Raw genomic sequence first — 23,545 nt, 5'->3', positions numbered from 1 at the left:
GTTTTTTGTAAAACAATAAAAACGGCATGTGTTGCAAAAAACTAACTCAGCAATATTAATTGAAGAGTTTTATTTAATATATATTTTATTACATTTGACAAGCACTAATTAGCCCTATATGAAACAAAAATTACTCATTTTTTTTTTATTATTTACAATCTTTAGCTACTCTCAGGAAAACTGCAACAACGGAATTGACGATGACGGTGATGGAAAAATAGATTTGAATGACAGTGAATGTGTCTGTAATAACTCGGTGATAAATTCTATTATTCCAAATCCTTCTTTTGAGCAATTCAATACTTGCCCAAGCGGAATATCTGAATTGAATTTTGCCACTTCTTGGGAACAAGCAACAATACCCACAACAGATTATTTTAATACTTGCGGTTATGTAAACAATGCAGGTATGACGCCTTTCCCTGACGGAAATGCAGCTGTAGGTGCTTTTTTTGCAAAAGATTGGCAAGAATATTTAGGTGCCTGCTTAAAAAATCCTATGAAGGCAGGAACGAGTTATCAATTAACATTTAATATTGCTTCTAAACCAGCAACAGGAAGTGTTGACCTTGGAAATGAAGGAGTTATTGATTACGGCCCTGTTGATATTGTTCTTTATGGAAAAGCCGAATGTGCTACTTTTCCACTTATGACTACTGGTTGTCCCTCATCCTGGGACTCAAATTGGATAATATTAGGCAGTATGAATTATACTCCTATAGGAGAATGGGGTGTTCTTAATATTACCTTTACACCCAGTATTGATATAAATACAGTAATTTTAGGAAGTCCTTGTACGCTACCACCAAAATACGAATGGGGTGCAAATTCAGCACCTTTTTTCTATTTTGATAATTTATTATTAAACACCTCTGCAGCCTTTGGAGTTAATATTTCGCAAACTGGTATTTTTTGCGATAATAATTTGGTTTTAACTGCTGTAATAACAAAACCTGTTAGCTCCAAAAAGACTTTTCAATGGTATAAAGACGGTATCGCAATTAGTGGCGCAACTAACGAATCCTATAAAGTTCCTTCTTTTGCTACAAGTTTAGGTCAGTATTCTGTAAAAGTGACAGATGGAGGCGATTGTTATGTGAGCACAAAATTAACTATAAACAATACTATTCCCGGTCCTGCTTTCACCACAATTCAGCCCAATTGTATAGAACCTAGCGGAACCATAAATATCGTAACTCCAGCCTCTAAATATAGTTTTGACAATGGATTAACCTGGCAAGACAGTCCTAAAAAAGATTTGCTACCTATTGGAACCTATTATGTAAAAATAAAAACATTAAGCGGTTGTGTTTCCTCCTCAACAGGAGTTAGCATAATCGAACCTCAATTACTAGCAAATTCTGATTTTTCTGTCACTCAGCCAACTACCTGTGATTCGAAAGGATCCATTAAAATAAATTCGACAAGTGCCGCAGAATACAGCTTTGACGATGGTGCTACCTGGACAACAAATTCAACAGCAAATGATTTAGAACCGGGAACATATTTTATAAAAATAAAAGATGCTGCAGGTTGCCAATCTTCGTCGCAATTCGTTGCAATTAATAGAGTCTTTTTAAAAGATCCCACATTTAGTGTTATTCAGCCCTCCTGCGGAAAAGGAGGTCAAATAAGCATTTCTACTATTGCAAAAGAATATAGTTTTGATGATGGTAAAACCTGGACAACCGATCCTGTTGCTACAAATTTAGAGCCTGGCTCGTATTTAATTAAGATTAAAAATGATGCCGGATGTGAATCAAACTCAACTTACGTTAGCATAGAGCCTTTTTATTTAAAAGTGACGCCGACTTATACAAAAATACAGCCTGTTTGTGGAACAGGAGGAACTATAAAAATAACATCCGCAGCATCCGAATATAGTTTTGATGGCGGTCTAACCTGGACTACCGATCCTATTGCAAACGATCTTTTACCTGGGTTCTATCAAATTGTATTTAAAAATGAATTAGGATGTATTTCGTATCCAGAATATGTAAACCTTGATTATTTTTATCTACCAACTCCAGCATTTACTTATACAAAACCAACGTGTGATGTTGGAGGAAGCATTACTATAACGACACCTGCCAGTGAATATAGTTTTGACAACGGTAATACATGGAGCATCAATCCAACTGCAACAGGTTTGAATCCAGGTACTTATTATATCATGATAAAAAATGAAATAGGCTGTACCTCTTCTACTTATCAATACGTAAATCTGGATTACTTTTTTCTTCCAGACCCTACTTATGTCGCAGTAAATCCTTCTTGCGGAAATATCGGAAGTATAAAAATAACCAGCGTAGCGGATGAATATAGCTTTGATGGAGGCTATACCTGGACTACCAATCCTACAATGTTAAACTTAACAAGTGGTTATTATTATTTAAAAGTAAAAAATAAAAAAGGTTGTGAATCTAACACTATATATGTATATCTGGACTCTAATTATCTGGCCAATCCAAACTATATTTTAACACAACCCACTTGTGGAAAAAACGGAAGCATAACCATTACTACAAAAGCCGATTTTTATAGTTTTGATAATGGAAACACTTGGACAACAGATCCAACATTACCTAATTTAATTCCGAATAATTACTATTATATTTTAATAAAAAATTATACGGGCTGCGTTTCCTATTATCTCCCTATTACTGTAGAAACGTTTTATTTAGACAATCCTGCATATACCGTTACACAACCTACTTGTGGAAATCCAGGAAGCATTAGCATAACGACCAAAGCTGATTTTTATAGTTTTGATGGAGGAAATACTTGGGTTACTAATTCAACAGCAACTAATTTGGTTCCGGGTAATTATTATTCTATTGCAATAAAAAATAATGCCGGCTGTACTTCAAATACGCAATATATTCAAATATATCCTTTTTATTTAGATACTCCTTCTTATACTTTTCTGCCTCCATCATGCGGGATAGCTGGAAATATAACAATCACTACTGTAGCAGACCAATATAGTTTTGATAACGGAAGTACCTGGACAACAAATCCAATTTTATCAAACCCTGTTCCAAATACATATTACTATTTAGTAGTTAAAAATAAATTAGGATGTATTTCTACAACGCAGTATGTATTTGTTGAACCTTTTTATCTGGACAATCCCACTTTTAAAATTGAACAGCCTACTTGCGGGAAAGGCGGAACGATAACCGTTACAACTGTTGCTGATCAATACAGTTTTGATAATGGATATTCCTGGACTACAAATCCAGTTGCGTCTAATTTAGCTTCCGGTTATTATTATATTTTAATAAAAAATAACAAAGGTTGTGTATCGAACAGTCAATATGCTTACTTAGAACCTTATTTTTTAGATATTCCTCTTTATAATGTTGCACAGCCTACTTGTGAGGCAAAAGGAACTATAACCATTACTACAAAAGCCGATCAGTATAGTTTTGATAATGGAAATACCTGGACTACAAACCCTGTATTTACAAATACAAGCACGACCTCTAATTATTATTATATAAAAATAAAAAATGATAAAGGCTGCGAATCAAATGTACAATATGCTTATTTAGATGCGCCACTTGCACTTCCTCCTAAACCTGTTGTTACTACAACATCTCCTACAAGCTGTGGTGCGAAGGATGGGAGTATATCCGTATCAACCTATGGACAATATTATAGTTTTGATAACGGATTAAACTGGGGAACCAGTTCAACCTCCGGGTCTTTAGAAGTTGGCACTTACCAAGTAAAAATAAAAGAAACCTATTGGAGTTGTCCTTCAGAGGCAACGAATGTCGTTTTGAAATCGAATACTACTATAGCTGCGCCAACATTTTCAACAGTTCAGCCTACGTGTCTGACTCCTACAGGAAGTATAACGATAAAAACTTCTGCTACACAATACAGCTTTGATAATGGACTGACATGGCAAAGCGGGAATTCTAAAAATAATTTTTCTCCTGGTGTTTATTTAGTGAGAATTAAAAATGATAAAGGCTGTATTTCTGACCCTGCCTCGGTTAGCATCAATGCTTTTTCAACTTTTAAAATAGATATATATGATTCAGAACAACCCTTATGTGTGGGAGCCACTGTAAATGGTATCGTAATTAATATCCAGACACCAGCAGCAGCTTATAGTTTTGATGATGGAAAAACCTGGACAACCTCTAATACTGCAACTAACTTAAAGGAAAACACCGAATATTGTTTAAGAATCAAAAATTCCGAAGGCTGTATTTCCGAACCTAGTTGTATGACTACCATCAAACAAGTGGCAATTCCTAAAGCTCCTCAAATAACAATAAAACAACCCGTTGGATGTGATCCAAAAGGAAGTGTAACGGTAAATTCAAGCAAATATCGATACAGTTTTGATGATGGAAAAACATGGGGAACCAATCCAACTTTACAGCTAAATCCAGGAACCTATTGGATAAGAACAAAAGAGTCGGGAAGCGAATGTATTTCTGAGGCAACTGAGGCCATAGTCAATACGCCTCCAGATGCCCCAAAAACACCTGAAATAACTTTGGTACAGCCTACTACATGCGCAAATCCATTTGGCTCCATAACCATTACAACCGTTGCGACACAATATAGTTTTGATAATGGAAAAACCTGGAGTACAAACCCAAATTCAGGAAATTTAGCAGTGGGAACATATCAGCTAAAAGTAAAAAATGCCGTAGGCTGTGAATCTGATATAAAAAACATCCAGATAATAGCTCCAACTGATTATCCAGGCTTACCGGAAAAAACTATTCTGCAGCCTGATTGTTCTAATTCTAAGGGGAAAATAACGATTACAACTCTGGCATCAGAATACAGTTTTAACGATGGTCTTTCATGGAGCACAGTGGCTGTTTCCGATTTTTTAAGCTCAGGTGATTATAACATCAGAATAAAAAATTCAAATGGATGTATGTCAGAAGCTGTAAAAGCAACTATTATAGCTTTTACTGATTTCCCACCATCACCTGCTGCTTCAAAAAATCAGACCTTTTGTATTGATGAAAATGCATTACTAAGTGACATTTCAATAACGGGAGAAAATATTAAGTGGTACGAAACAGTTTCAGGGGAAACGCTTCTTCCAGCCTCTACTGTACTCGAAAATGGCGTTACCTATTATGCTTCGCAAACCATTAACGGCTGCGAAAGCAAAAGAGTAGCTATTACCATAAAAATTCAAGATACAAAAGCTCCGATAGTAGATGCTGTCCAGACTTTCTGTGAACAACAAAATGCTACTATAAACAACATAAATATCACTGGGCAAAATATTAAATGGTACAATGACGAAACTGGAGGAACAAACTTATCTGATGCAACTCCACTTCAAAATAACATTAGTTACTACGCCTCACAAACCATCGACAATTGCGAAAGCGAGAGAACGGCCGTAACGGTACAGGTTTTTGAAGCTACCGGTGTCGAATGCGTAAATTATGTTGATGAACTGCCTTATCCAAAATTCTTTACCCCTAATAATGACGGTTATAACGATACCTGGACCATCAATTTCGCCTATTTGGCACCAAACTCCAAGATCAGGATATTTGACCGTTACGGAAAATTCATCAAAGAATTATCGATTGATACTGCCTGGGACGGAACCTATATTGGCAGAGATGAGCCTGCTTCTGATTATTGGTTTGTAGTGACGCGATTAAACGGAGCTGAGTTTAGAGCCCATTTTTCATTAAAAAGGTAAAATATTTAAAAGTAAACATTAACCTCAGCACAAAGTAAACTTCTTTGTAACTGGGGTTATTTTTTGTTTAGAATCAATGTAAAAAAAAGGTAGTGCTATTATTAGTACTACCTTTTTTTTTAAAGTAATTTCCTTTTTTCTAAAACTTATGTACCTTCTTTGATATAACCAGCAATGAAATCAGTGTTAATACCGCTGCGCTTGACAGATAGTATCCAACATAAGCAATTCCGTAATGGGTTGCAAACCAAATTGCAATTACAGGCGCAAAAGCAGCCCCAAGAATTCCTGCGAGATTGAATGTTAATGATGCTCCGGAATAACGAACAGTAGTAGGAAATAATTCCGATAAAAATGTTCCCAACGGTCCGTAAGTAAATCCCATCAATGACATTCCGATACAGACAAATGCCGTTACCAAAACAGGATTTCCTGAATTAAGAAAATACGCAAATAGAAATCCGAATAATACAATAAGTACCGTAGTAATAATTAATATTTTTCTGCGGCCGATTTTATCTGCAACCAATGCCGAAACGGGAATGAAAAAAGCAAAAAACAATACGGAAAACAATTGTATCAATAAAGCATCTCTTTTAGAAAAACCTAAATCAGAATTAGCCCAGCTTAAGGTAAATACGGTCATCAGATAGAATACCAAAAAAGTAGTAATGGCTGCGAAAGTGCCAAAAATTAATTGATTTTTATAGGATTTGATAAGGGTAAGAAAAGGAACTTTTACTTCTTCGTGTAATTTTTTTGAATTTTCGAATGAAGGGGTCTCTGTAATTTTTGTTCTAATATAAAAACCAACTAAAACCAATAAAGAACTGGCAATAAAAGGAATTCTCCAGCCATAATTCATAAAATCTTCAGGGCTCATAGAATCTGTTAATACTAAAAAAGTTCCACCAGAAAGCAACAACCCAATTGGAGCTCCTAATTGCGGAAACATTCCGTACCAGGCACGTTTGTTAGGCGGTGCATTTTCGATTGCCAGTAAAACAGCTCCTCCCCACTCGCCTCCTAAACCAAGCCCCTGCCCAAATCGGCAAAGTGTTAATAATATAGGTGCCAAAATTCCGATGCTGGCATAAGTAGGCAACAACCCGATACAAACTGTAGAAATTCCCATCGTCAATAGCGCCACTACCAAAGTAGCTTTTCTTCCTATTTTATCTCCAAAATGCCCAAAAACTGCAGAACCAATGGGTCTGGCAAAAAAAGCAACCGAAAAAGTGGCCAAAGATTCTATTACTGAAGTAGTAGGATCGGATCCGGGAAAAAACAATTGAGGAAAAACCAATACAGCTGCATTGGCATAAATATAAAAGTCAAAAAATTCTATTGTGGTGCCAATTAAGGAACCAAAGAGAACATGTCGCAAAGAGTTCTTCTGAGTAGAGGTGTTTTTCATTTTGGTTTGATATTTTTTTTTAAAAATAAAGTTGTAAAATGAAGCAACTCATTAACACAACAAATATTTGCCTGCAAAAATATAGTTTCATTATTAAAAACTCACATTTAAGCACAATACTTTTAAGTTACTCTCAGAATTTTAACAAAAAAACAAGGTTGAATGCGATTGTTTTTTATAAAAAAATCCTTTATTACAAAAACCAAAAAAAAGAACCACAATACTGATTATGAATATTTTAAACAAAAAATTAAAAATCAAATATTAAGCATTAGTTAAAAAAAAATTTAAGTACATATTTTCATTAAATTTACAGCTATCAAAAATAAATATAAAATTATGCCCACCGACTGTATCAGCTACCAAAACTCAGGATATTTCTCAAAATTGATACAAGATTATTTAGATCAAAAATCAGAATTACAACCACTATACAATCATTTTCCAACTCTGGAGAACTTTGAAAAGCAAATCATTGAAAAACAAGCTAATTTCGATAATGCAAACCGAATCCCTTTGGTTGAAGTCTTAAATAAGCAATACCAAAACATCGAAATATCAGATTCTACAACGCAAAATATTGCGCTTTTAGCACTTCCCAATACTTTTACTATTACCACCGGACATCAGTTAAACTTGTTTAGCGGTCCGTTGTATTTTTTGTATAAAATCATTTCGACCATTAATCTTACTAAAGAATTAAAGTTAAAATATCCCACACAAAATTTTGTTCCGATATACTGGATGGCGACGGAAGATCATGATTTTGAAGAAATTAATTATTTTAATTTTAAAGGGAAAAAATTCCGCTGGAACAAAGACAGTACCGGTCCGGTTGGAAGACTTTCTACCGAAGGTTTGGCTGAATTCTTCGAAATTTACACAAAAGACTTAGGCACTAGCACTAATGCTGCCGTTTTGAAAACATTATTCGAAGAAGCGTATCTAAAACACGAAAAATTAGCCGATGCCACTCGTTTTTTAGCCAATAGTTTATTCGCAGATCATGGTTTGGTTATTTTGGATGCGGATGATGCCGATTTAAAAAGAGCATTTATCCCGTATATGAAAGAAGAATTGCAGTCTCAAACTTCTTTTAAAGCTGTTCAGGAAACCATCGAAAAGCTTAAAAATTATACGGTTCAGGTAAATCCCCGCGAAATCAATTTATTCTATATCGAAGATGAGTTGCGTGAGCGAATTGTTTTTGAAAATAATAAATATAGTGTCAATAACACCAAAATTTCTTTTTCTGAAGAAGAAATTCTAAAGCTATTGGAAAGCAATCCGGAGAAATTCAGTCCTAATGTAATTATGCGCCCTTTGTATCAGGAAATTATTTTACCTAATTTATGCTATATTGGAGGAGGCGGAGAAATTGCGTATTGGCTGGAATTAAAAGCATTTTTTGATGCTGTAAACATTACATTTCCGATGCTGCTGATTCGTAATTCAGTGCTGCTGACTTCTGAAAAACAAAACAATAAAGCTGATAAATTAAATTTGAGCTGGAAAGATTTATTTACTAAACCAGCCGATTTAATCAATACGATTACACACAAGATTTCTGATTTCCCAATTGATTTAACGCCTCAAAAAGAGATTTTAGAAAAACAATTTCAATATCTTTTTGAGTTAGCACAACAAACGGACAAATCTTTTACAGGAGCTGTAAAAGCACAGGAAATCAAACAGACAAAAGGTCTTGAAAACCTGGAGAAACGTTTACTAAAAGCACAAAAAAGAAAACTGAATGACGAATTACAGCGTGTAGTAGATTTGCAGTGCGAATTGTTCCCTAACCAGGGTTTGCAGGAACGTCAGGCTAATTTTTCGGAATTTTATCTAGAAAAAGGCGAGCAGTTAATTCCGCTTTTGATGCAAAAATTACAGCCCTTAGAAACCCATTTTTCAATCATTACAATATAAAAATAAAGGAATAAGCATCAGAAATAAATAACCACTCTCTCCTGAAATTATGCCCTCTCAAACCAAATAGTAACCTTTTAAAAAAACAAAAACTAACCTATTTACCAAAAATTATGACTAGAGAGCGCTTGATATCATTAGATGTCTTCAGAGGATTGACTATTTTATTAATGACAATTGTAAACAATCCGGGCGACTGGGGCAATGTTTACCCACCATTATTACATGCTGACTGGCATGGCTGTACCCCAACCGATCTGGTTTTTCCGTTTTTTATCTTTATCATGGGAGTTGCTGTACCCCTAGCTATGCCTGAGAAAAGGTATGACAGCACTACTTTCAATAAAATCTTAGTTCGTTCTTTACGCATGTTATGCTTAGGGATTTTCTTTAACTTTTTTAGTAAAATACAGTTATTTGGTCTTGAAGGAGTGCCGCTTCTAATAGGCCGTTTAGTAATTACTGTTGCAGTAGGATATGCTTTAATGGGCAATTTCAGCTCGAAAATAAAAAACATTCTGGCGTTTTCCATTTTATTCATTTATCTAATTTTAGCGTATAGCGGAATAGAAGCGTATCAGGATGTGCGATTACCGGGAGTTTTACAACGAATTGCTATTGTCTATTTTGTAGTTTCCCTTTTGTATTTAAAAACAACGAAAAAAACACAAATTATTACCGGAGCTGCAATTTTATTAGGTTATTGGGCAGTTATGACCTTACTGCCTGTACCAGGAATTGGAGAAGCAAATTTGGGCAAAGCAACAAATTTTGCTTCCTGGCTTGATAGTCTTTTACTTAAAGGTCACATGTACAGTGGCACCATAACCTGGGATCCGGAAGGAATTTTGAGCACGCTGCCATCAATTGTAAACGGAATTATCGGTTTATTGATTGGTCAGATTTTACAACTTCAGATTTCTAAAACAGAAATTGTCAAAAAAATGGCCATTACGGGTATAGCCCTGATTATTGGAGGTTTGCTATGGAATTTTGCTTTCCCTATAAACAAATCACTCTGGACAAGCAGTTATGTATTATATACAACAGGGTTAGCCACTACCTGTCTCGCTTTTTTATATTACATTATTGACATTGCGAATTACAAAAAAGGATTCAAATTATTCCTTATCTGGGGCGTAAACCCAATGATTGTATTTTTTGCATCACAAATAATTCCGCAATCATTAGTAATGATTCCGGTAACCGATCCTAATAATCCTGCACAACAAACGAATCTTTTAGATTATTTATACCGTTTTGGGATTGCGCCTTTTTTCAGCAACCCAATGACGGCTTCGCTGGCCGGAGCGTTAGTATATGTTGCAATTTGGTCTTTTATTTTATGGATTTTCTATAAAAACAAACAGATTTTTAAAGTTTAATATTTAAAATACGTAGAGACGCACTGCAGTGCGTCTCTACAAATATATCTCACAAAATTTTCTTTATCAAAACATCATTATAAAATGCTTAAATTATGAATTAATTAAAATCAATTCATAAAAAAAGTCTACTTTTGCACAAAATTTAAAATTCGCAAGAAAATGGCAACAAATAGAACTTTTACAATGATTAAGCCAGATGCTGTAGCAAACGGACACATCGGGAATATCTTAGCAATGATTACAAACGGAGGTTTCAAAATCGTATCCTTAAAATTAACGCAATTAACTGTAGCTGATGCTCAGGCATTTTATGCTGTTCACGCTGCTAGACCTTTCTACGGAGAGTTAGTTGAATTTATGTCACGCGGACCAATTGTTGCTGCTATTTTAGAAAAAGACAACGCAGTAGAAGATTTCAGAACTTTAATTGGAGCTACAAATCCAGCTGAAGCTGCTGAAGGAACTATCCGTAAAGCATACGCAACTTCTATCGGAGAAAATGCAGTACACGGTTCTGATAGCGACGAAAATGCTGCTATCGAAGGTGCATTTCACTTTGCTGGTAGAGAGCAGTTTTAATAATTTATGATTATAGCATTCAGATTTTAGATTCTGAGCTCAACATTCAAAACAAAAAAATCCATTCGTCGAGACGAATGGATTTTTTTATGCAGTAAAATCTAAAATCTAAAACTAGCGTAAAACCACTTCCTTCACCACTTCACGTCCTAATTCTTCGTTAATCATTTTGACTATTTTATATTTTCCGTGACTCAATTCTTCTCTCAAAACTGCCGAACCAAGTTCTACATACAATGTGCTTCCTTTCAGTACCACATTTTTAGTATAAGTATTCACACCGTTCCCCATCAATTGACGCCAGGCTTCCTTTACATCAATTTGGTCCATACCGGGCTGCAGTTTATTCACCTGAATAATCTGTTGCAAAACATCTCCAATCGAACTTTGATTATTTAGTCTTTTCGCCATCTTTTGTTAAATTTACAGGCGCTGCCTTTTTATAATGATATTCTTTATTCTCTGCGTTTTTAACCACCAGTTCTTCATCCGAAATCGAAATCAGTTCCTCACTCCATTTTGCGTAAGCCGTTTTATAATCCAGAAAAGCTTTTTCATCTGCAAAACGTACCGACACATTCTCGAAAGAATCACTGGTCAAAAAAGTCCCGTCAAACTGTGGCATAACTTTCTTTCTGAATCCTTTATTATTCTTGATTTCAAAATAATCAAAACTCTCATTCATCCCGTAATCCTTCTCTTCACCTTTGTCAAAAACCACCTTTTCAATCTCCCAATACCCGTTCAGTTTTGCAATATCTTCCGGTTTAATTTCCTGTTTGCAACCCACAAACAAAAGCGATAAAACCAAAATCATAAAAGTATTTTTCATAAGTAATATTGTTTATAAGGAGCTATTTCCTGCTGTCCGCTATATCTTTTTATTTTTAAAGAAAAAATAAAAAGGATATCGCTTCCATCAGGGCTAGGGCTCCGGTTTTCAAAAGAAAAAATTTGCGAACTACAAAGTTAATCGATAAAAATTCAAAAGAAATAAAAAATCACAAAACCCTTTAAACTAATTTGCATATTTTTGGTCTTACCCTAAACCTAAACCAAAAAACCATGACTAAAAATCTTTGTATCCTACTGATACTGTTTGCATTTTCCGCCTGCAGTAAAGATTCAACCGAACCAACTCCTACTCCAGAACCAACACTGTATTTTCCTCCTTTAAGCGGAACAAACTGGGAAACACAATCCATTTCAGACCTAAAATGGAACCAGAATGCCGTACAGCCACTTTTAGATTATCTGGAACTCAAAAACTCAAAATCGTTTATTATTCTAGTCAATGGCCGAATTGTAATGGAAAATTACTTCAACGGTCACAACGCAAGCACCAATTGGTATTGGGCAAGTGCGGGGAAAACATTAACTGCTACAATAACCGGAATAGCACAACAGGAAAACCTAATTAGCATCAACAATAAAGTGTCGCAATATATTGGCACAGGCTGGACAAGCGAAACAATAGCAAAAGAAAACCTAATTACCTGCAAACATTTACTTACCATGACTTCCGGACTTGATGACAGTACAGACGATGTCGATCCCGCAAGCCTTATTTATAAAGCCGATGCAGGAACCCGATGGGCGTATCATAATGTCTATGTAAAATTACAGGACGTAGTAGCTCAAGCCAGTGGACAAACTTGGGAAAACTATTTTAATACCAAATTAAGAGATAAAATTGGCATGAACGGAAACTGGGTACAACTTGGGGTAAATAGCGTTTACACTAGTACTTCAAGAAGTATGGCTCGTTTTGGCCTTTTGATGCTCAATAAAGGAAAATGGAATAACGAAATCATCTTAAACGAAGCTTATTTTAATGAAGCTACAAACACTTCACAAAACATCAATTTAGGATACGGTTATTTATGGTGGCTAAACGGAAAATCAAGTTATCATTTGCCACAATCACAGCTTACACTTCCAGGAAGTATTATTCCAACGGCACCAAACGATATGTTTATGGCATTGGGTAAAAACGATCAAAAAATATATGTTGTGCCAAGCAAAAATATGGTCATCATCAGGATGGGCGATGCCGCAGATGACGTAAATCTAGCCTTATCCGATTTTGATGAAACGCTATGGGAGAAAATTAGCGCCTTATATCAGTAAAACTAATTTACACTTGGAAGAAAACATTTCACCATATAAGAAATATAAGTTCATTTAATATATTTTTTTCTATGTACTAATATTTCTTATGTGGTTTTAAATAAAAACGTTATAGCAAGTTCCACCCTTTACTTTTCAGAAAGTTGTTGCAATTCAAACAGAAACCTTTTTCCTCGTCAAAGTGATTGCCGCCTTCGGCATCTCTCATCAGACAGGTTTTTGTTTTGCAGTGAGGCAAACCTTCAGTATGCCCTAATTCATGCAAAACCAGTTTATAAAACTGTTGTTTTTTATTTACTTTCGACAACCGAAAATCCGAAACCACACAAGCTTTCCCAGGATTATAACCTAATCCCATAACGCCCCAATCTCTGTGTTTGTTTTTAGTTGTACTGATGTCTGAGTTCGACAATCCCACAATAACAGAATCTTTACCAATATTATTTTTTAGGTTTTTAATGATACTGTCCGCACGAAATCTATTTCTGGGTTTGTAAAACGAGTTTTCGGGAAAAGGAATATTTTGTCTTAAAACAACAACGGAGTTAATTGCCTTGATTTGATTAAAAATTTCTTTGGATTGACTTGTTTTAAAATCACCCAAAGGCTGGATAACAATTACTTTTTGATTATTAATTTGAATTTCTTCCTTATTCTCCTTCTTTGAATTTGTACAGGAAATGAAGCTAAAAAGTAAAACAAGAAAATAATATTTCATAATCAGACAAGTTTATATTGACCGAGCCTAAGGCTCTTTCTTGTACGCGGATTCATTTATGTAAACGGATTAAAATCCGTCCCTACAATATCTATCGAGCCTACGGCTCTTTTAAAACTAAGTTCCGTAGGAACGTATTATTTTGTAGCAACGGATTTCAATCCGTTGGTAATAATCGAATATGCAAAAAAGTTCCGTAGGAACGGAACATTTGTAGCCTATTTCAAAGGAAAATAATTATTTTGATCGCAATCTTTTCAGCATTCCTGCAAAGAAAAAAACGATACCCAAGATCAATAAAATATAATAAAAAGACAAACTTTTATCTTTTAAAACATTTGCTAAAACGAAACAAACTACACTCACAAAATAAAAAGTAAGTGATGATATATTTTTTAAAGAAGAAAAACTCATTCTGACTATTATTTAAAGAAACTATCTACGAATTCATATTTATTAAAGACCTGCAAATCTTCAATTCCTTCACCAATACCAATGTATTTTACAGGAATCTGGAACTGATCTGAAATACCTATTACTACACCACCTTTAGCAGTACCGTCAAGTTTAGTAACCGCAAGTGAAGTAACCTCTGTCGCGGCAGTAAATTGTTTGGCTTGCTCAAAAGCATTCTGGCCCGTAGAACCATCCAAAACCAAAAGAACATCGTGAGGCGCATCGGCAACGACTTTTTGCATTACACGTTTTACCTTAGTAAGCTCGTTCATCAAATTGATTTTGTTATGTAAACGTCCGGCAGTATCAATAATTACAATATCTGCATTTTGAGCTACTGCAGATTGCAAGGTATCAAAAGCTACAGAAGCAGGATCACTACCCATATTTTGTCTTACGATTGGCACCTCTACTCTGTCTGCCCAAACTTGTAACTGATCGATGGCAGCAGCACGAAACGTATCGGCAGCACCCAGCACTACTTTGTAACCCGCTTTCTTAAACTGATACGCGAGTTTACCAATGGTTGTCGTTTTACCCACACCATTTACACCCACAACCATCAAAACATACGGTTTTTTGTCTTTCGGAATATCAAATTCGGTAGCTTCACCTCTATTGGTTTCAGATAATAAAGCGCCTATTTCGTCACGAAGAATCTGGTTTAGTTCTTCGGTTCCTAAATATTTATCTTCGGCAACACGCTTTTCTATTCTTTTAATAATTTTCAAAGTAGTATCTACTCCAACGTCTGAAGCTACAAGGATTTCTTCCAGATTATCTAAAACATCGTCATCGACTTTAGATTTTCCGGCAACTGCCTTACTTAACTTCGAGAAAAAAGTAGTTTTTGATTTTTCGAGACCTTTGTCTAAAGTCTCTTTTTTATCAGTAGAGAATAATTTTTTAAAAAAACTCATTTTTTTTGTAGATTATTAGATTGTTAGACTTCTTAGATTATAAATCAACGAAATCTGAAAACTTAAAGACACTAAATTGAGGCATCACTAAATTTTAGACAAATATAAAAATAAAAAAGCTACTTTCGAGATGAAAGTAGCTTTTCTATATGCTATGATTGTTATTATTTCTTTTTCAAGAAAGTATCAACTTCTTCAGGAGCCATAATAGATTCTACGAATGTATATGCACCAGTTTTTGGAGATTTCACCATTTTGATGGCTTTTGATAATCTCTTAGAAGCTGTTTGTAACGATGCTACGGTTTTCTTTGCCATGATTCAAATGTTATTGAAATTAATAAAATACAAATGTTACCATTTGAGATTTTATCAAACCTCTAATTATTACTTAATTTCTTTGTGAACAGTTACTCTTTTCAAGATTGGATTAAATTTTTTAATCTCTAATCTGTCTGGAGTATTTTTTTTGTTCTTAGTCGTGATATATCTAGAAGTTCCTGCAACACCAGTAGTCTTGTGCTCAGTACATTCTAAAATTACTTGGATTCTATTACCTTTCTTTGCCATCTTGCTATATATTTATTTAGGAAAAGATTATTTTATAAATCCTTCTGACTGCGCTTTTTTCAAAACAGCAGAAATTCCATTTTTATTAATTGTTTTTATCGTAGATGCTGCTACTCTAAGAGTAATCCATCTATCTTCTTCTGGAAGATAAAAACGCTTTTTAACTAAGTTTACAGAAAATTTTCTCTTAGTTTTGTTCATAGCGTGAGAAACGTTATTTCCTACCATCGCTCTTTTACCTGTAAGGTCACAAACTCTTGACATTATACTTATCTTTTATCGTTATTCAAAATCAGGGTGCAAAGAAAAGAAAAATAAACCATTGTAGCAAAAAATTATTGCACATTTTTTAAAATTTCTTTCTGCAATATTTCTAAACTCTTAATCGTGGCTCTATCTATCACTTTTTCACGTGGTTGACCAAAGTTAAATTCTTCCACAATTATATCATTTGGTGTTGCAATTGCAAGAAAAACCGTTCCAATTTCAGCATTTGAGTCTCCTTTTGTTGGTCCGGCGTTGCCTGTTGTGGCAATTGCATAGTCGGTTTTGAGTATCTCTTTCACTTTCAAAGCCATAGCCGAGGCAACCTCAGCACTTACCACTGAATGTTTGTCTATCAGATCCTGCGAGATACCGAGAACATTAACTTTAGCCTCTGTTGCGTATGAAACAATAGTGCCTTTATAATACTTTGAGGACCCTGGAATAGCCGATAAAGCATATCCAACTTTTCCTCCCGTAAAACTTTCGGCGGTAGAAAGCGTTTTATTTTGTCTGGTTAGAATCTTTCCGACAACACTTTCGATAGTCTCATCTTCTTCATAACCTACTATAATATCGCCAATTATTGCCGCTAATGATTTGATATTTTCTTCGAGAGCCGACTCTAAAAATTCTTTATCTGTTCCGCGTGCTGATAAACGCAAACGCACTCTTCCCGGATTTGGCAAATAGGCTAATTTGATAAATTCCGGCAGATTGTTCTCCCAATTTTCAATACGTTCAGCAACCATACTTTCGCCCTGCCCGTACGTTAAAATGGTTTTATGAATGATATAAGGACGTTTGTATTCGCGAACAATTTTAGGGATTATTTCGTTTTCGACTAAATATTTCATTTCATAAGGTACTCCCGGAAGCGAAATAAAAACTGTATTTTCTTTTTTCATCCACATTCCCGGCGCTGTTCCTACCTGATTATGAAGAATAGTACAGGTTGACGGAACTAAAGCCTGATCTTTGTTTATTTGTGAAATAGGACGTTTGTAAAAACCTTCTATTAATTGTGTTACGTGCGCCAAAACTTCAGGATTGACTACCAGTTCATCATTAAAATAATCACAAAATGTTTTTTTGGTAACATCATCTTTTGTAGGCCCCAAACCTCCTGTAACAATTACTACATCAACCTTGTTTTGCAGTTTGGCAAACGTATCGAGGATATGATTTTTTTCGTCGCTAATCGAAATCATTTCGGTTACTTCTACTCCAATTCTATCTAATGATTTGGCAATAAAACCGGAATTGGTATCTACAATCTGACCGATTAATATTTCATCTCCTATGGTGACTATAGTTGCTTTCATATTAGTATGTTTTTCTAACTACTTGCGTTATTATTTAAAAAGAAGTTTATCGCAGCGAATTGCGTGAGGGGGTGAAGCGGCATCTCCCGATTTAGAAAAACAAGGCTTTTTTGCCGTAGTTTTTGTTAATCGGGAATACAGCGGAAGACCCGACCTGAGTTTTGCCTGATTTTTCTTCAGGCAAAACTCAGGTCACGCCCAAATACTACACGTCAAAATCTTTTTTGATTTCTTTGACCGCTTCTTTAACCTGTGTGCGGATGCTTCTAAAAGTCTCGATGATTTCTTTTTTCTTGCCTTCGGCTTTGGTCCAGGCTTCTACCTGAAGAATTTCCTCAAAGGCAACATTTAACCCCATTAAATCTAGCGTAGGTTTTATTTTATGCGCATAAGAATAGGCATATTTATGGTCTTTTTTTCTGATCCCTTCTCTGATTTGTTTTAAATCCTCAGGAACTTCTGTAACGAATAGTTTTAAAATTTCGTTTACAAATTCAGGATCATTATCTGAAAGCGCATATACTTTCGAAAGGTTGTATTTTAAAGCCATTATTTTACTTGTATTCTAAATAATTTTTTGTTTTCTAAAAAGCCTTCTAAAACATCATTTGGTTTTACAGCAGCCACTCCTTCCGGGGTTCCTGTAAAAATAATATCGCCAATTTTGAGTGTAAAGAATTGTGATACATACGAAATCAGCTCATCAATTTTCCATAACATCAGGCTGGTATCGCCTTTCTGAACGGGCACTGAATTGTTTGTTAACTCAAATGTAAGATTTTCCATCGAAACAAAATCGGTTTTAGGCAAAAAATCTCCAATGACAGCAGAACCGTCAAACGCTTTTGCTTTCTCCCATGGCAAGCCTTTACTTTTTAATTTATCTTGTAAATCTCTGGCGGTAAAGTCGATACCCACACTTATCTCATCATAGTATTTGTGTGCAAACTTGGGTTCGATATACTTTCCTACTTTGTTTATTTTAACAATTATCTCTATTTCGTGATGAATCTCCTCAGAAAATTCGGGTATTACAAACGGATGCTGCTTTAACAATACAGCCGAATCCGGTTTCATAAAAACGACAGGTTCTTCCGGACGCTCGTTTTTAAGTTCTGCAATGTGATTGGTATAGTTTCTACCGATACAGATTATTTTCATTCTTTTTATGAGTTGTTAAGATTCTAAGGTTCTGAGAAACTATAAAAAAACTTAGCATCTTAGAACCTTAGTAACTTAGTGCCTTATTTTGTATTTAATTTTCTTAATTTAATAGCTGTCAGAACTTTCTTTGTGTACAAAGGAAAGTCAGCGTTTTGAATCCAGCTGAAATAACCCGGCTCTGTTTCGAGTACTTTATCTACTTTGGCACCTTTGTGTTTTCCGAAAGTAAAAATCTCTTCGTTGTCTTTATCAAATGCAATCATTCCGGCAAAATCGGCTATTTTTTTGCGGGTTGTAAATTCTGATAATGATTTCATATCGTTTACAAGTTCCGGATAACGGTCTAATTGCGCTTTAAGAATTTCGTAAGTTGCCATAGTATCGGCTTCTGCAGAATGGGCATTCTCTAAATTTTTTCCGCAATAAAATTTCAGGGCCGCACTTAAGGTACGCTCTTCCATTTTATGAAAAATAGTCTGCACATCTACTGAAACTTTGTTTTTCATATCAAAATCTACTCCGGCACGAAGCAATTCTTCTGCCAACAACGGAATATCAAAACGATCTGAATTAAAACCTCCCAAATCACTATCCTTAATCATATTATAGACCTGTGGTGCCAGCTCATTAAAAGTAGGCTCATTGGCCACTTTTTCATCAGTTATACCATGCACAGCTGTTGTTTGGGGCGGAATTGGAATCGTAGGATTCACTAACCAGGTTTTACTTTCTTTATTTCCGTTTGGAAAAACTTTGAATATCGAAATTTCTACAATTCGATCTTTTCCGATGTCAATTCCGGTTGTTTCAAGATCAAAAAAGCAAATTGGTTTGTTGAGTTTCAGTTCCATTTTTTTATTTTATAAGATTACAAATGTAATTTTTAAAGCCGAATTTCCCTTATTTTATTCTCTTTTTTTGGTTAAAAGCATGTTGAATTTTTAAATTCAAGAACTTAAAAACAATACTACGATACATCCAAATTAAATTTTAAATATATTTTCTTACAAAACAAAAAGCCCGATAAATTCCTAAAATTTATCGGGCTTTGAACTTATCTGTATTATTTTAAAAATCTCTTTCTACATCAAAAGCTTCCAGATATTCTGCTACACGTTTTACAAAACTTCCTCCTAATGCACCATCAACAACCCTGTGATCATAAGAGTGCGAAAGGAACATTTTTTGACGGATTCCGATAAAATCACCTTCCGGAGTTTCGATAACCGCAGGCACTTTACGAATAGCACCCAAAGCCAGAATTCCTACTTGTGGCTGATTGATAATTGGCGTTCCGAAAACACTTCCAAAAGTACCCACATTCGTAACCGTATAAGTTCCTCCCTGCGTATCATCCGGTTTTAGTTTTCCGGCTTTTGCACGACCACCAAGATCGTTTACCGCTTTTGCCATTCCAACCAAATTCAACTGATCTGCATTTTTGATAACCGGAACAATTAAATTTCCGTTTGGTAAAGCTGCCGCCATACCTAAGTTTATATTTTTCTTTTTGATGATATAATCGCCATCAACAGAGATATTCATCCCAGGGAAATCTTTCAGTGCTTTTGCAACCGCTTCCATCATAATTGGTGTAAAAGTCAGTTTCTCGCCTTCTCTTTTTTCGAAAGCTACTTTTACTTTATCTCTCCATTTTACGATATTGGTAACGTCAACTTCGATGAAAGACTGCACGTGTGCCGATGTCTGCACAGAAGCCACCATGTAACCTGAAATCAGTTTACGCATTCTGTCCATTTCGATGATTTCATCACCTCCGTTTACAGAAACTGGCGCTGCCTGCTGGCTTTTTTGTACTACTGGTTCTGCAGCTTTTGGAGCCACAATTTCAGTTTTAGGAGCTACAGCTTCCGTTTTAGGAGCTGCTACACTACCTGACTTACGATCTTCTATATATTTTAAAATATCTTCTTTAGTAACACGTCCGTCTTTTCCTGAACCAGAAATATTTTCTAACTCAGTAATAGAAACGCCTTCTTCTTTCGCAATATTTTTTACCAATGGAGAAAAGAATTTATCTGAACCTGAATAATCCTGAGGAGCCGCAACAGCTTCAGTAGCTGCTTCGATTGTTTTTTCTATTTCAGCAACCTCAGCAGGAACAGCCACTTCTTCAGCTACAGTTGCAGCCGGGGCATCGCCTTCCGTTTCAATAATTGCAATCGTCTGTCCTACCTGAACCAAATCGTCTTTGCCAAACAATTGTTCAACTAAAACACCTGACACTTCGCTTGGCACCTCACTGTCAACCTTATCAGTTGCAATTTCAAGTACTGCTTCATCAGCTTCAATTCTGTCTCCTACTTCTTTTAACCAGTTGGTAATAGTTGCTTCAGCGACACTTTCTCCCATTTTAGGAAGTTTTAATTCAAATCTTGCCATATTGTTAACCTAAAAGGTGATTTTGATTTTCAGATTGCGAAATTACTGAATATTTTAAATATAAATTACATTTAATATAATTTTTTACTCGATTTTTATAATTTGCCCCCTGTCATTTCGCGAATCGCTTCCAATAATAAAATTTGCATTTTTGGGGAAAATTTTAAAAGTAATGCTCTTATCTTTAAGAGTTTCTATGATTTTGATACAATTTTTGAATGAAACATACTGATTATCCAAAATAATCTCTGTCCTTTTACCCTTAAAAATCGAGGACGAATTTACCATTTTTTCTTTGTTGAATTCTATAAAAGAGGCTTTATTTTTGAATACCGAAGACATTTTTTTTAACATTTCGTCATTCGATGAGTAAAAAAAATAACATTCCGGAGGTGTTTTGAACCTCTCTTTTCCCTGAAACATTTTTACTATTGAAAAAAATACAATTCCGATTTGGATAAAGAAACTAAAAAACCATGATTTCCTGAAATGTTTCTGATAAAAGAAATTCATTGCTTCCTGAAAACGTTTCATGTATTTCTCATCCTTTACAGTGCTTTCTCCTTTATAATGTATGACGGTTGTGGCATGAAAGTAATAATTTGATTTTTTATTCAGTAACGCGCGATACGACAAATCGATATCATCGGCATACATAAAACATTCTTCGTCAAAACCCTTTAAATCCAGATATAAATCACGTTTCATCAGCATAAAAGCGCCTACAAGAATAGCAACTTTGCCGGTTTCGTTCTCGCCTAAATGCAGTGCATAATACTGATTGAAAATTTTTGATTTTGGAAAAATTTTATATAATCCGAAAATCTTTGTAAAAGCTACCCAGGGTGTCGGAATACCACGTTTGCTCTCAGGCAGAAAGTTTCCGGTTCCGTCAATCAGTTTGCAACCCACAATTCCGAGATTTTGTTTTTCTTCGGCGAAAGCCAAAACTTTAGTAAACGTATCTTCGGCAACTACGGTATCGGGATTTAGAATGCAAATATATTTTCCTTTAGCTTGCGCTACACCTATATTATTGCCTTTTGGGAAACCAAAATTATCTTTGTTCTGAATGAGTTTTACGTCTGGAAAGCGTTTTTGCATCATCAGAACACTCTCATCATCCGAATTATTATCGACTACAATAATTTCCGCATCAAGCGAAATAATTGCTTCCTGAACACTCAATACACAGAGTTCCAAAAAGTAACGCACATTATAATTGAGGATAATTACGGATAATTGCATGAAAAAGTAAACTGTTGATTTTTGCGAAAGTTAGAAATTTTCGGCCAAACCCAAACGTAATGACCAGTCGTTTTTGCTTACACCAAAATCCAAAGCCAAATTACTGCTGTTAAATTTGTTCCATTTGATACGCAATCCGGTTCCAACTGCCGGGTTCCATTTGGTAAATTGATAGGTATCCAATTTCGAAACCGATGAAATATTGGTAAAAAATACAGCGCCCAAAAAACCATTTTTGGTAATATCTGTCCGGTATTCAGTTTCAAAGTAAAGCAGCGCATTGCTGCGATACCTGTTTTTGGTAAAACCTCGTCCTGTTCTTCCTTCTCTGTCCCAGCCAATACTCGGTAAATCCAGATAATGCGGTTTTCCTCCAAATGTTGACCAGTAAAAAGCTCTGGAAGCCAAAACCCGATGTTTGTTTTTGCTAAAGGAATGATATTTTCGGGCATCGAAATAAATAGATCTCCACTTCCTGTCTTCTACTCCACTGGTGTTTAGCCGATAATCGGCTTCGATATACATTCCCTGCTCTGGATTGACATTGTTTTTTCGGGAATCGTATAAACCTTGAAAAGCAAATCCTAAAGAAGTTTCATCACTAAAATCTCCTTTCATATATTTCGAATAATCTGTTTCCTGATCAATAAAAGACTCTTCGGAAATGTTTTGGTAATTATCCAGCAACAAACCCAATCCTAGTCTAAAATCACCCACTACTTTTCGGGTCGCAAACTGGTAAAAACGCCATTGCTGGTAATCCAGATTCGACATTTCTTTCTCGGTATTATTTGTTCCTAAGCCATACGTAAGCTGTGGGTAAATCAAATATCGATAATCGCTGATGAAGTTCCATTTGTTCTCTTTTGTGTAAATATAGGCCTGAAGCGGAAAAACATATTGATTTGAAAAGCTAAAGTAAGGTGCAAAAGAAACCTGAGACATTTTGGTTGTTTCGTAATCATCGCCCAAATAAAAAGTTGTCAGAAAAGAAATGACTAATCCCGAATTCGAATTTGCATCCGTTGGAACGGGTAATAGTGAAAAAGCTACTTTTTTGTCTTTATTCACTTTCGTGGAATCATTTTTATGAAAAACTTTGTAGTAAACATCCAGAATATCTTTTTTTCCGCTGGCAAGACTATCTTGTTGCGCATAACAAAAAGAGTGCAAGAGCAAGAAAACTATTATATATTTTATCCGAATGTTACGCATCAAAATAATTTACAGAAATGGTTTCTTACAAATTTAAAATTATATTTAGAAAAGAAGCTAATTTCTTCAATAATAAAAATTTAGGTTCTGTTGAAAATTTTAAAAGTTATATTTGA

Annotated in this window: 20 protein-coding genes; 5 read left to right on the top strand and 15 right to left on the bottom strand. The window is 35.1% G+C overall.

The genetic code is table 11. The annotated features are described in order from the left end of the window. Window positions 1-118 precede the first annotated feature (118 nt). Window positions 119-5,704 carry a T9SS type B sorting domain-containing protein gene (locus tag GON26_RS16470; RefSeq protein WP_160375868.1) on the top strand — a complete coding sequence of 1,862 codons (5,586 nt, stop codon included), beginning with the start codon at window positions 119-121 and terminating at the stop codon, window positions 5,702-5,704. 139 nt (window positions 5,705-5,843) lie between these two features. Here the strand turns inward: GON26_RS16470 and GON26_RS16465 are convergent, their stop codons facing one another. Then, on the bottom strand, window positions 5,844-7,121 hold the full coding sequence (locus GON26_RS16465; RefSeq protein ID WP_160375867.1) for an MFS transporter: 1,278 nt from the start codon (window positions 7,119-7,121) through the stop codon (window positions 5,844-5,846). A gap of 339 nt (window positions 7,122-7,460) precedes the next feature. Here GON26_RS16465 and bshC point away from each other — a divergent pair, with 339 nt between their 5' ends. The 3 genes from bshC to GON26_RS16450 all read left to right on the top strand — a co-directional run bounded on the left by bshC (window position 7,461) and on the right by GON26_RS16450 (window position 11,017). Then, on the top strand, window positions 7,461-9,050 hold the full coding sequence (gene bshC, locus GON26_RS16460) for a bacillithiol biosynthesis cysteine-adding enzyme BshC (RefSeq protein ID WP_160375866.1): 1,590 nt from the start codon (window positions 7,461-7,463) through the stop codon (window positions 9,048-9,050). 113 nt (window positions 9,051-9,163) lie between these two features. Next, complete coding sequence (locus tag GON26_RS16455) at window positions 9,164-10,435, top strand: acyltransferase family protein (RefSeq protein ID WP_160375865.1); 1,272 nt, start codon at window positions 9,164-9,166, stop codon at window positions 10,433-10,435. Between the two features lie 162 nt (window positions 10,436-10,597). Beyond that, a complete protein-coding gene (locus tag GON26_RS16450) occupies window positions 10,598-11,017 on the top strand; it encodes a nucleoside-diphosphate kinase (RefSeq protein ID WP_026984871.1) in 420 nt (139 codons plus the stop codon). Window positions 11,018-11,131: 114 nt separating this feature from the next. Here GON26_RS16450 and GON26_RS16445 read toward each other — a convergent pair whose 3' ends face one another. Both GON26_RS16445 and GON26_RS16440 read right to left on the bottom strand, forming a co-directional pair. After that, window positions 11,132-11,428 carry a DUF721 domain-containing protein gene (locus GON26_RS16445; RefSeq protein WP_160375864.1) on the bottom strand — a complete coding sequence of 99 codons (297 nt, stop codon included), beginning with the start codon at window positions 11,426-11,428 and terminating at the stop codon, window positions 11,132-11,134. Next, complete coding sequence (locus GON26_RS16440) at window positions 11,409-11,849, bottom strand: lipocalin family protein (protein ID WP_160375863.1); 441 nt, start codon at window positions 11,847-11,849, stop codon at window positions 11,409-11,411. The genes GON26_RS16445 and GON26_RS16440 overlap by 20 nt, the downstream gene beginning before the upstream one ends. Window positions 11,850-12,082: 233 nt before the next feature. Here GON26_RS16440 and GON26_RS16435 point away from each other — a divergent pair, with 233 nt between their 5' ends. Next, complete coding sequence (locus GON26_RS16435) at window positions 12,083-13,147, top strand: serine hydrolase domain-containing protein (RefSeq protein WP_160375862.1); 1,065 nt, start codon at window positions 12,083-12,085, stop codon at window positions 13,145-13,147. 109 nt (window positions 13,148-13,256) lie between these two features. On the opposite strand, the gene GON26_RS16430 is transcribed toward GON26_RS16435, so the two are convergent. The 12 genes from GON26_RS16430 to GON26_RS16375 all read right to left on the bottom strand — a co-directional run bounded on the left by GON26_RS16430 (window position 13,257) and on the right by GON26_RS16375 (window position 23,393). Beyond that, window positions 13,257-13,865: a Zn-dependent protease gene (locus GON26_RS16430; protein ID WP_160375861.1), complete on the bottom strand. Its 609-nt coding sequence runs from the start codon at window positions 13,863-13,865 to the stop codon at window positions 13,257-13,259. 422 nt (window positions 13,866-14,287) lie between these two features. Further along, a complete protein-coding gene (ftsY, locus tag GON26_RS16425) occupies window positions 14,288-15,241 on the bottom strand; it encodes a signal recognition particle-docking protein FtsY (protein WP_160375860.1) in 954 nt (317 codons plus the stop codon). Between the two features lie 164 nt (window positions 15,242-15,405). Beyond that, window positions 15,406-15,558 carry a DUF4295 domain-containing protein gene (locus GON26_RS16420; protein WP_072961632.1) on the bottom strand — a complete coding sequence of 51 codons (153 nt, stop codon included), beginning with the start codon at window positions 15,556-15,558 and terminating at the stop codon, window positions 15,406-15,408. A gap of 69 nt (window positions 15,559-15,627) precedes the next feature. Then, entirely contained in the window at window positions 15,628-15,810 is a 183-nt protein-coding gene (gene rpmG / locus GON26_RS16415) for a 50S ribosomal protein L33 (protein ID WP_007805817.1), read from the bottom strand. A gap of 27 nt (window positions 15,811-15,837) precedes the next feature. Continuing rightward, the gene (rpmB, locus tag GON26_RS16410; protein ID WP_007805815.1) at window positions 15,838-16,074 is read right to left on the bottom strand and encodes a 50S ribosomal protein L28; all 237 of its coding nucleotides are present in this window, start codon (window positions 16,072-16,074) and stop codon (window positions 15,838-15,840) included. A gap of 71 nt (window positions 16,075-16,145) precedes the next feature. Further along, window positions 16,146-17,399 (bottom strand): CinA family nicotinamide mononucleotide deamidase-related protein, encoded by a 1,254-nt coding sequence (locus GON26_RS16405; protein ID WP_160375859.1) that lies wholly within the window; start codon window positions 17,397-17,399, stop codon window positions 16,146-16,148. A 205-nt stretch (window positions 17,400-17,604) separates the two neighbouring features. After that, a complete protein-coding gene (locus GON26_RS16400; protein ID WP_160375858.1) occupies window positions 17,605-17,949 on the bottom strand; it encodes an Hpt domain-containing protein in 345 nt (114 codons plus the stop codon). Beyond that, the gene (locus GON26_RS16395; protein ID WP_160375857.1) at window positions 17,949-18,560 is read right to left on the bottom strand and encodes a fumarylacetoacetate hydrolase family protein; all 612 of its coding nucleotides are present in this window, start codon (window positions 18,558-18,560) and stop codon (window positions 17,949-17,951) included. The genes GON26_RS16400 and GON26_RS16395 overlap by 1 nt, the downstream gene beginning before the upstream one ends. Window positions 18,561-18,643: 83 nt before the next feature. Continuing rightward, complete coding sequence (locus tag GON26_RS16390) at window positions 18,644-19,414, bottom strand: 3'-5' exonuclease (protein WP_160375856.1); 771 nt, start codon at window positions 19,412-19,414, stop codon at window positions 18,644-18,646. Window positions 19,415-19,631: 217 nt separating this feature from the next. Next, entirely contained in the window at window positions 19,632-20,966 is a 1,335-nt protein-coding gene (locus GON26_RS16385; RefSeq protein WP_160375855.1) for a dihydrolipoamide acetyltransferase family protein, read from the bottom strand. Window positions 20,967-21,050: 84 nt separating this feature from the next. Continuing rightward, window positions 21,051-22,214, bottom strand: a complete 1,164-nt coding sequence (locus tag GON26_RS16380) for a glycosyltransferase family 2 protein (RefSeq protein WP_160375854.1) — start codon at window positions 22,212-22,214, stop codon at window positions 21,051-21,053. A 30-nt stretch (window positions 22,215-22,244) separates the two neighbouring features. Further along, entirely contained in the window at window positions 22,245-23,393 is a 1,149-nt protein-coding gene (locus GON26_RS16375; RefSeq protein ID WP_230407954.1) for a BamA/TamA family outer membrane protein, read from the bottom strand. Window positions 23,394-23,545: the final 152 nt, after the last annotated feature.

Origin of the sequence: Flavobacterium hydrocarbonoxydans (assembly GCF_009789235.1) — a bacterium.
In the GTDB taxonomy this organism is placed as follows: domain Bacteria; phylum Bacteroidota; class Bacteroidia; order Flavobacteriales; family Flavobacteriaceae; genus Flavobacterium; species Flavobacterium hydrocarbonoxydans.
Note: the sequence above shows the minus strand (reverse complement) of the source record. Positions and strands in the feature narration are given on the sequence as shown.

Excerpts from the sequence above, each read along its gene's own strand:
- GON26_RS16470 (WP_160375868.1), top strand. The coding sequence starts at position 119 with ATGAAACAAAAATTACTCATTTTTTTTTTATTATTTACAATCTTTAGC.
- GON26_RS16465 (WP_160375867.1), bottom strand. The coding sequence starts at position 7,121 with ATGAAAAACACCTCTACTCAGAAGAACTCTTTGCGACATGTTCTCTTT.
- bshC (WP_160375866.1), top strand. The coding sequence starts at position 7,461 with ATGCCCACCGACTGTATCAGCTACCAAAACTCAGGATATTTCTCAAAA.
- GON26_RS16455 (WP_160375865.1), top strand. The coding sequence starts at position 9,164 with ATGACTAGAGAGCGCTTGATATCATTAGATGTCTTCAGAGGATTGACT.
- GON26_RS16450 (WP_026984871.1), top strand. The coding sequence starts at position 10,598 with ATGGCAACAAATAGAACTTTTACAATGATTAAGCCAGATGCTGTAGCA.
- GON26_RS16445 (WP_160375864.1), bottom strand. The coding sequence starts at position 11,428 with ATGGCGAAAAGACTAAATAATCAAAGTTCGATTGGAGATGTTTTGCAA.
- GON26_RS16440 (WP_160375863.1), bottom strand. The coding sequence starts at position 11,849 with ATGAAAAATACTTTTATGATTTTGGTTTTATCGCTTTTGTTTGTGGGT.
- GON26_RS16435 (WP_160375862.1), top strand. The coding sequence starts at position 12,083 with ATGACTAAAAATCTTTGTATCCTACTGATACTGTTTGCATTTTCCGCC.
- GON26_RS16430 (WP_160375861.1), bottom strand. The coding sequence starts at position 13,865 with ATGAAATATTATTTTCTTGTTTTACTTTTTAGCTTCATTTCCTGTACA.
- ftsY (WP_160375860.1), bottom strand. The coding sequence starts at position 15,241 with ATGAGTTTTTTTAAAAAATTATTCTCTACTGATAAAAAAGAGACTTTA.
- GON26_RS16420 (WP_072961632.1), bottom strand. The coding sequence starts at position 15,558 with ATGGCAAAGAAAACCGTAGCATCGTTACAAACAGCTTCTAAGAGATTA.
- rpmG (WP_007805817.1), bottom strand. The coding sequence starts at position 15,810 with ATGGCAAAGAAAGGTAATAGAATCCAAGTAATTTTAGAATGTACTGAG.
- rpmB (WP_007805815.1), bottom strand. The coding sequence starts at position 16,074 with ATGTCAAGAGTTTGTGACCTTACAGGTAAAAGAGCGATGGTAGGAAAT.
- GON26_RS16405 (WP_160375859.1), bottom strand. The coding sequence starts at position 17,399 with ATGAAAGCAACTATAGTCACCATAGGAGATGAAATATTAATCGGTCAG.
- GON26_RS16400 (WP_160375858.1), bottom strand. The coding sequence starts at position 17,949 with ATGGCTTTAAAATACAACCTTTCGAAAGTATATGCGCTTTCAGATAAT.
- GON26_RS16395 (WP_160375857.1), bottom strand. The coding sequence starts at position 18,560 with ATGAAAATAATCTGTATCGGTAGAAACTATACCAATCACATTGCAGAA.
- GON26_RS16390 (WP_160375856.1), bottom strand. The coding sequence starts at position 19,414 with ATGGAACTGAAACTCAACAAACCAATTTGCTTTTTTGATCTTGAAACA.
- GON26_RS16385 (WP_160375855.1), bottom strand. The coding sequence starts at position 20,966 with ATGGCAAGATTTGAATTAAAACTTCCTAAAATGGGAGAAAGTGTCGCT.
- GON26_RS16380 (WP_160375854.1), bottom strand. The coding sequence starts at position 22,214 with ATGCAATTATCCGTAATTATCCTCAATTATAATGTGCGTTACTTTTTG.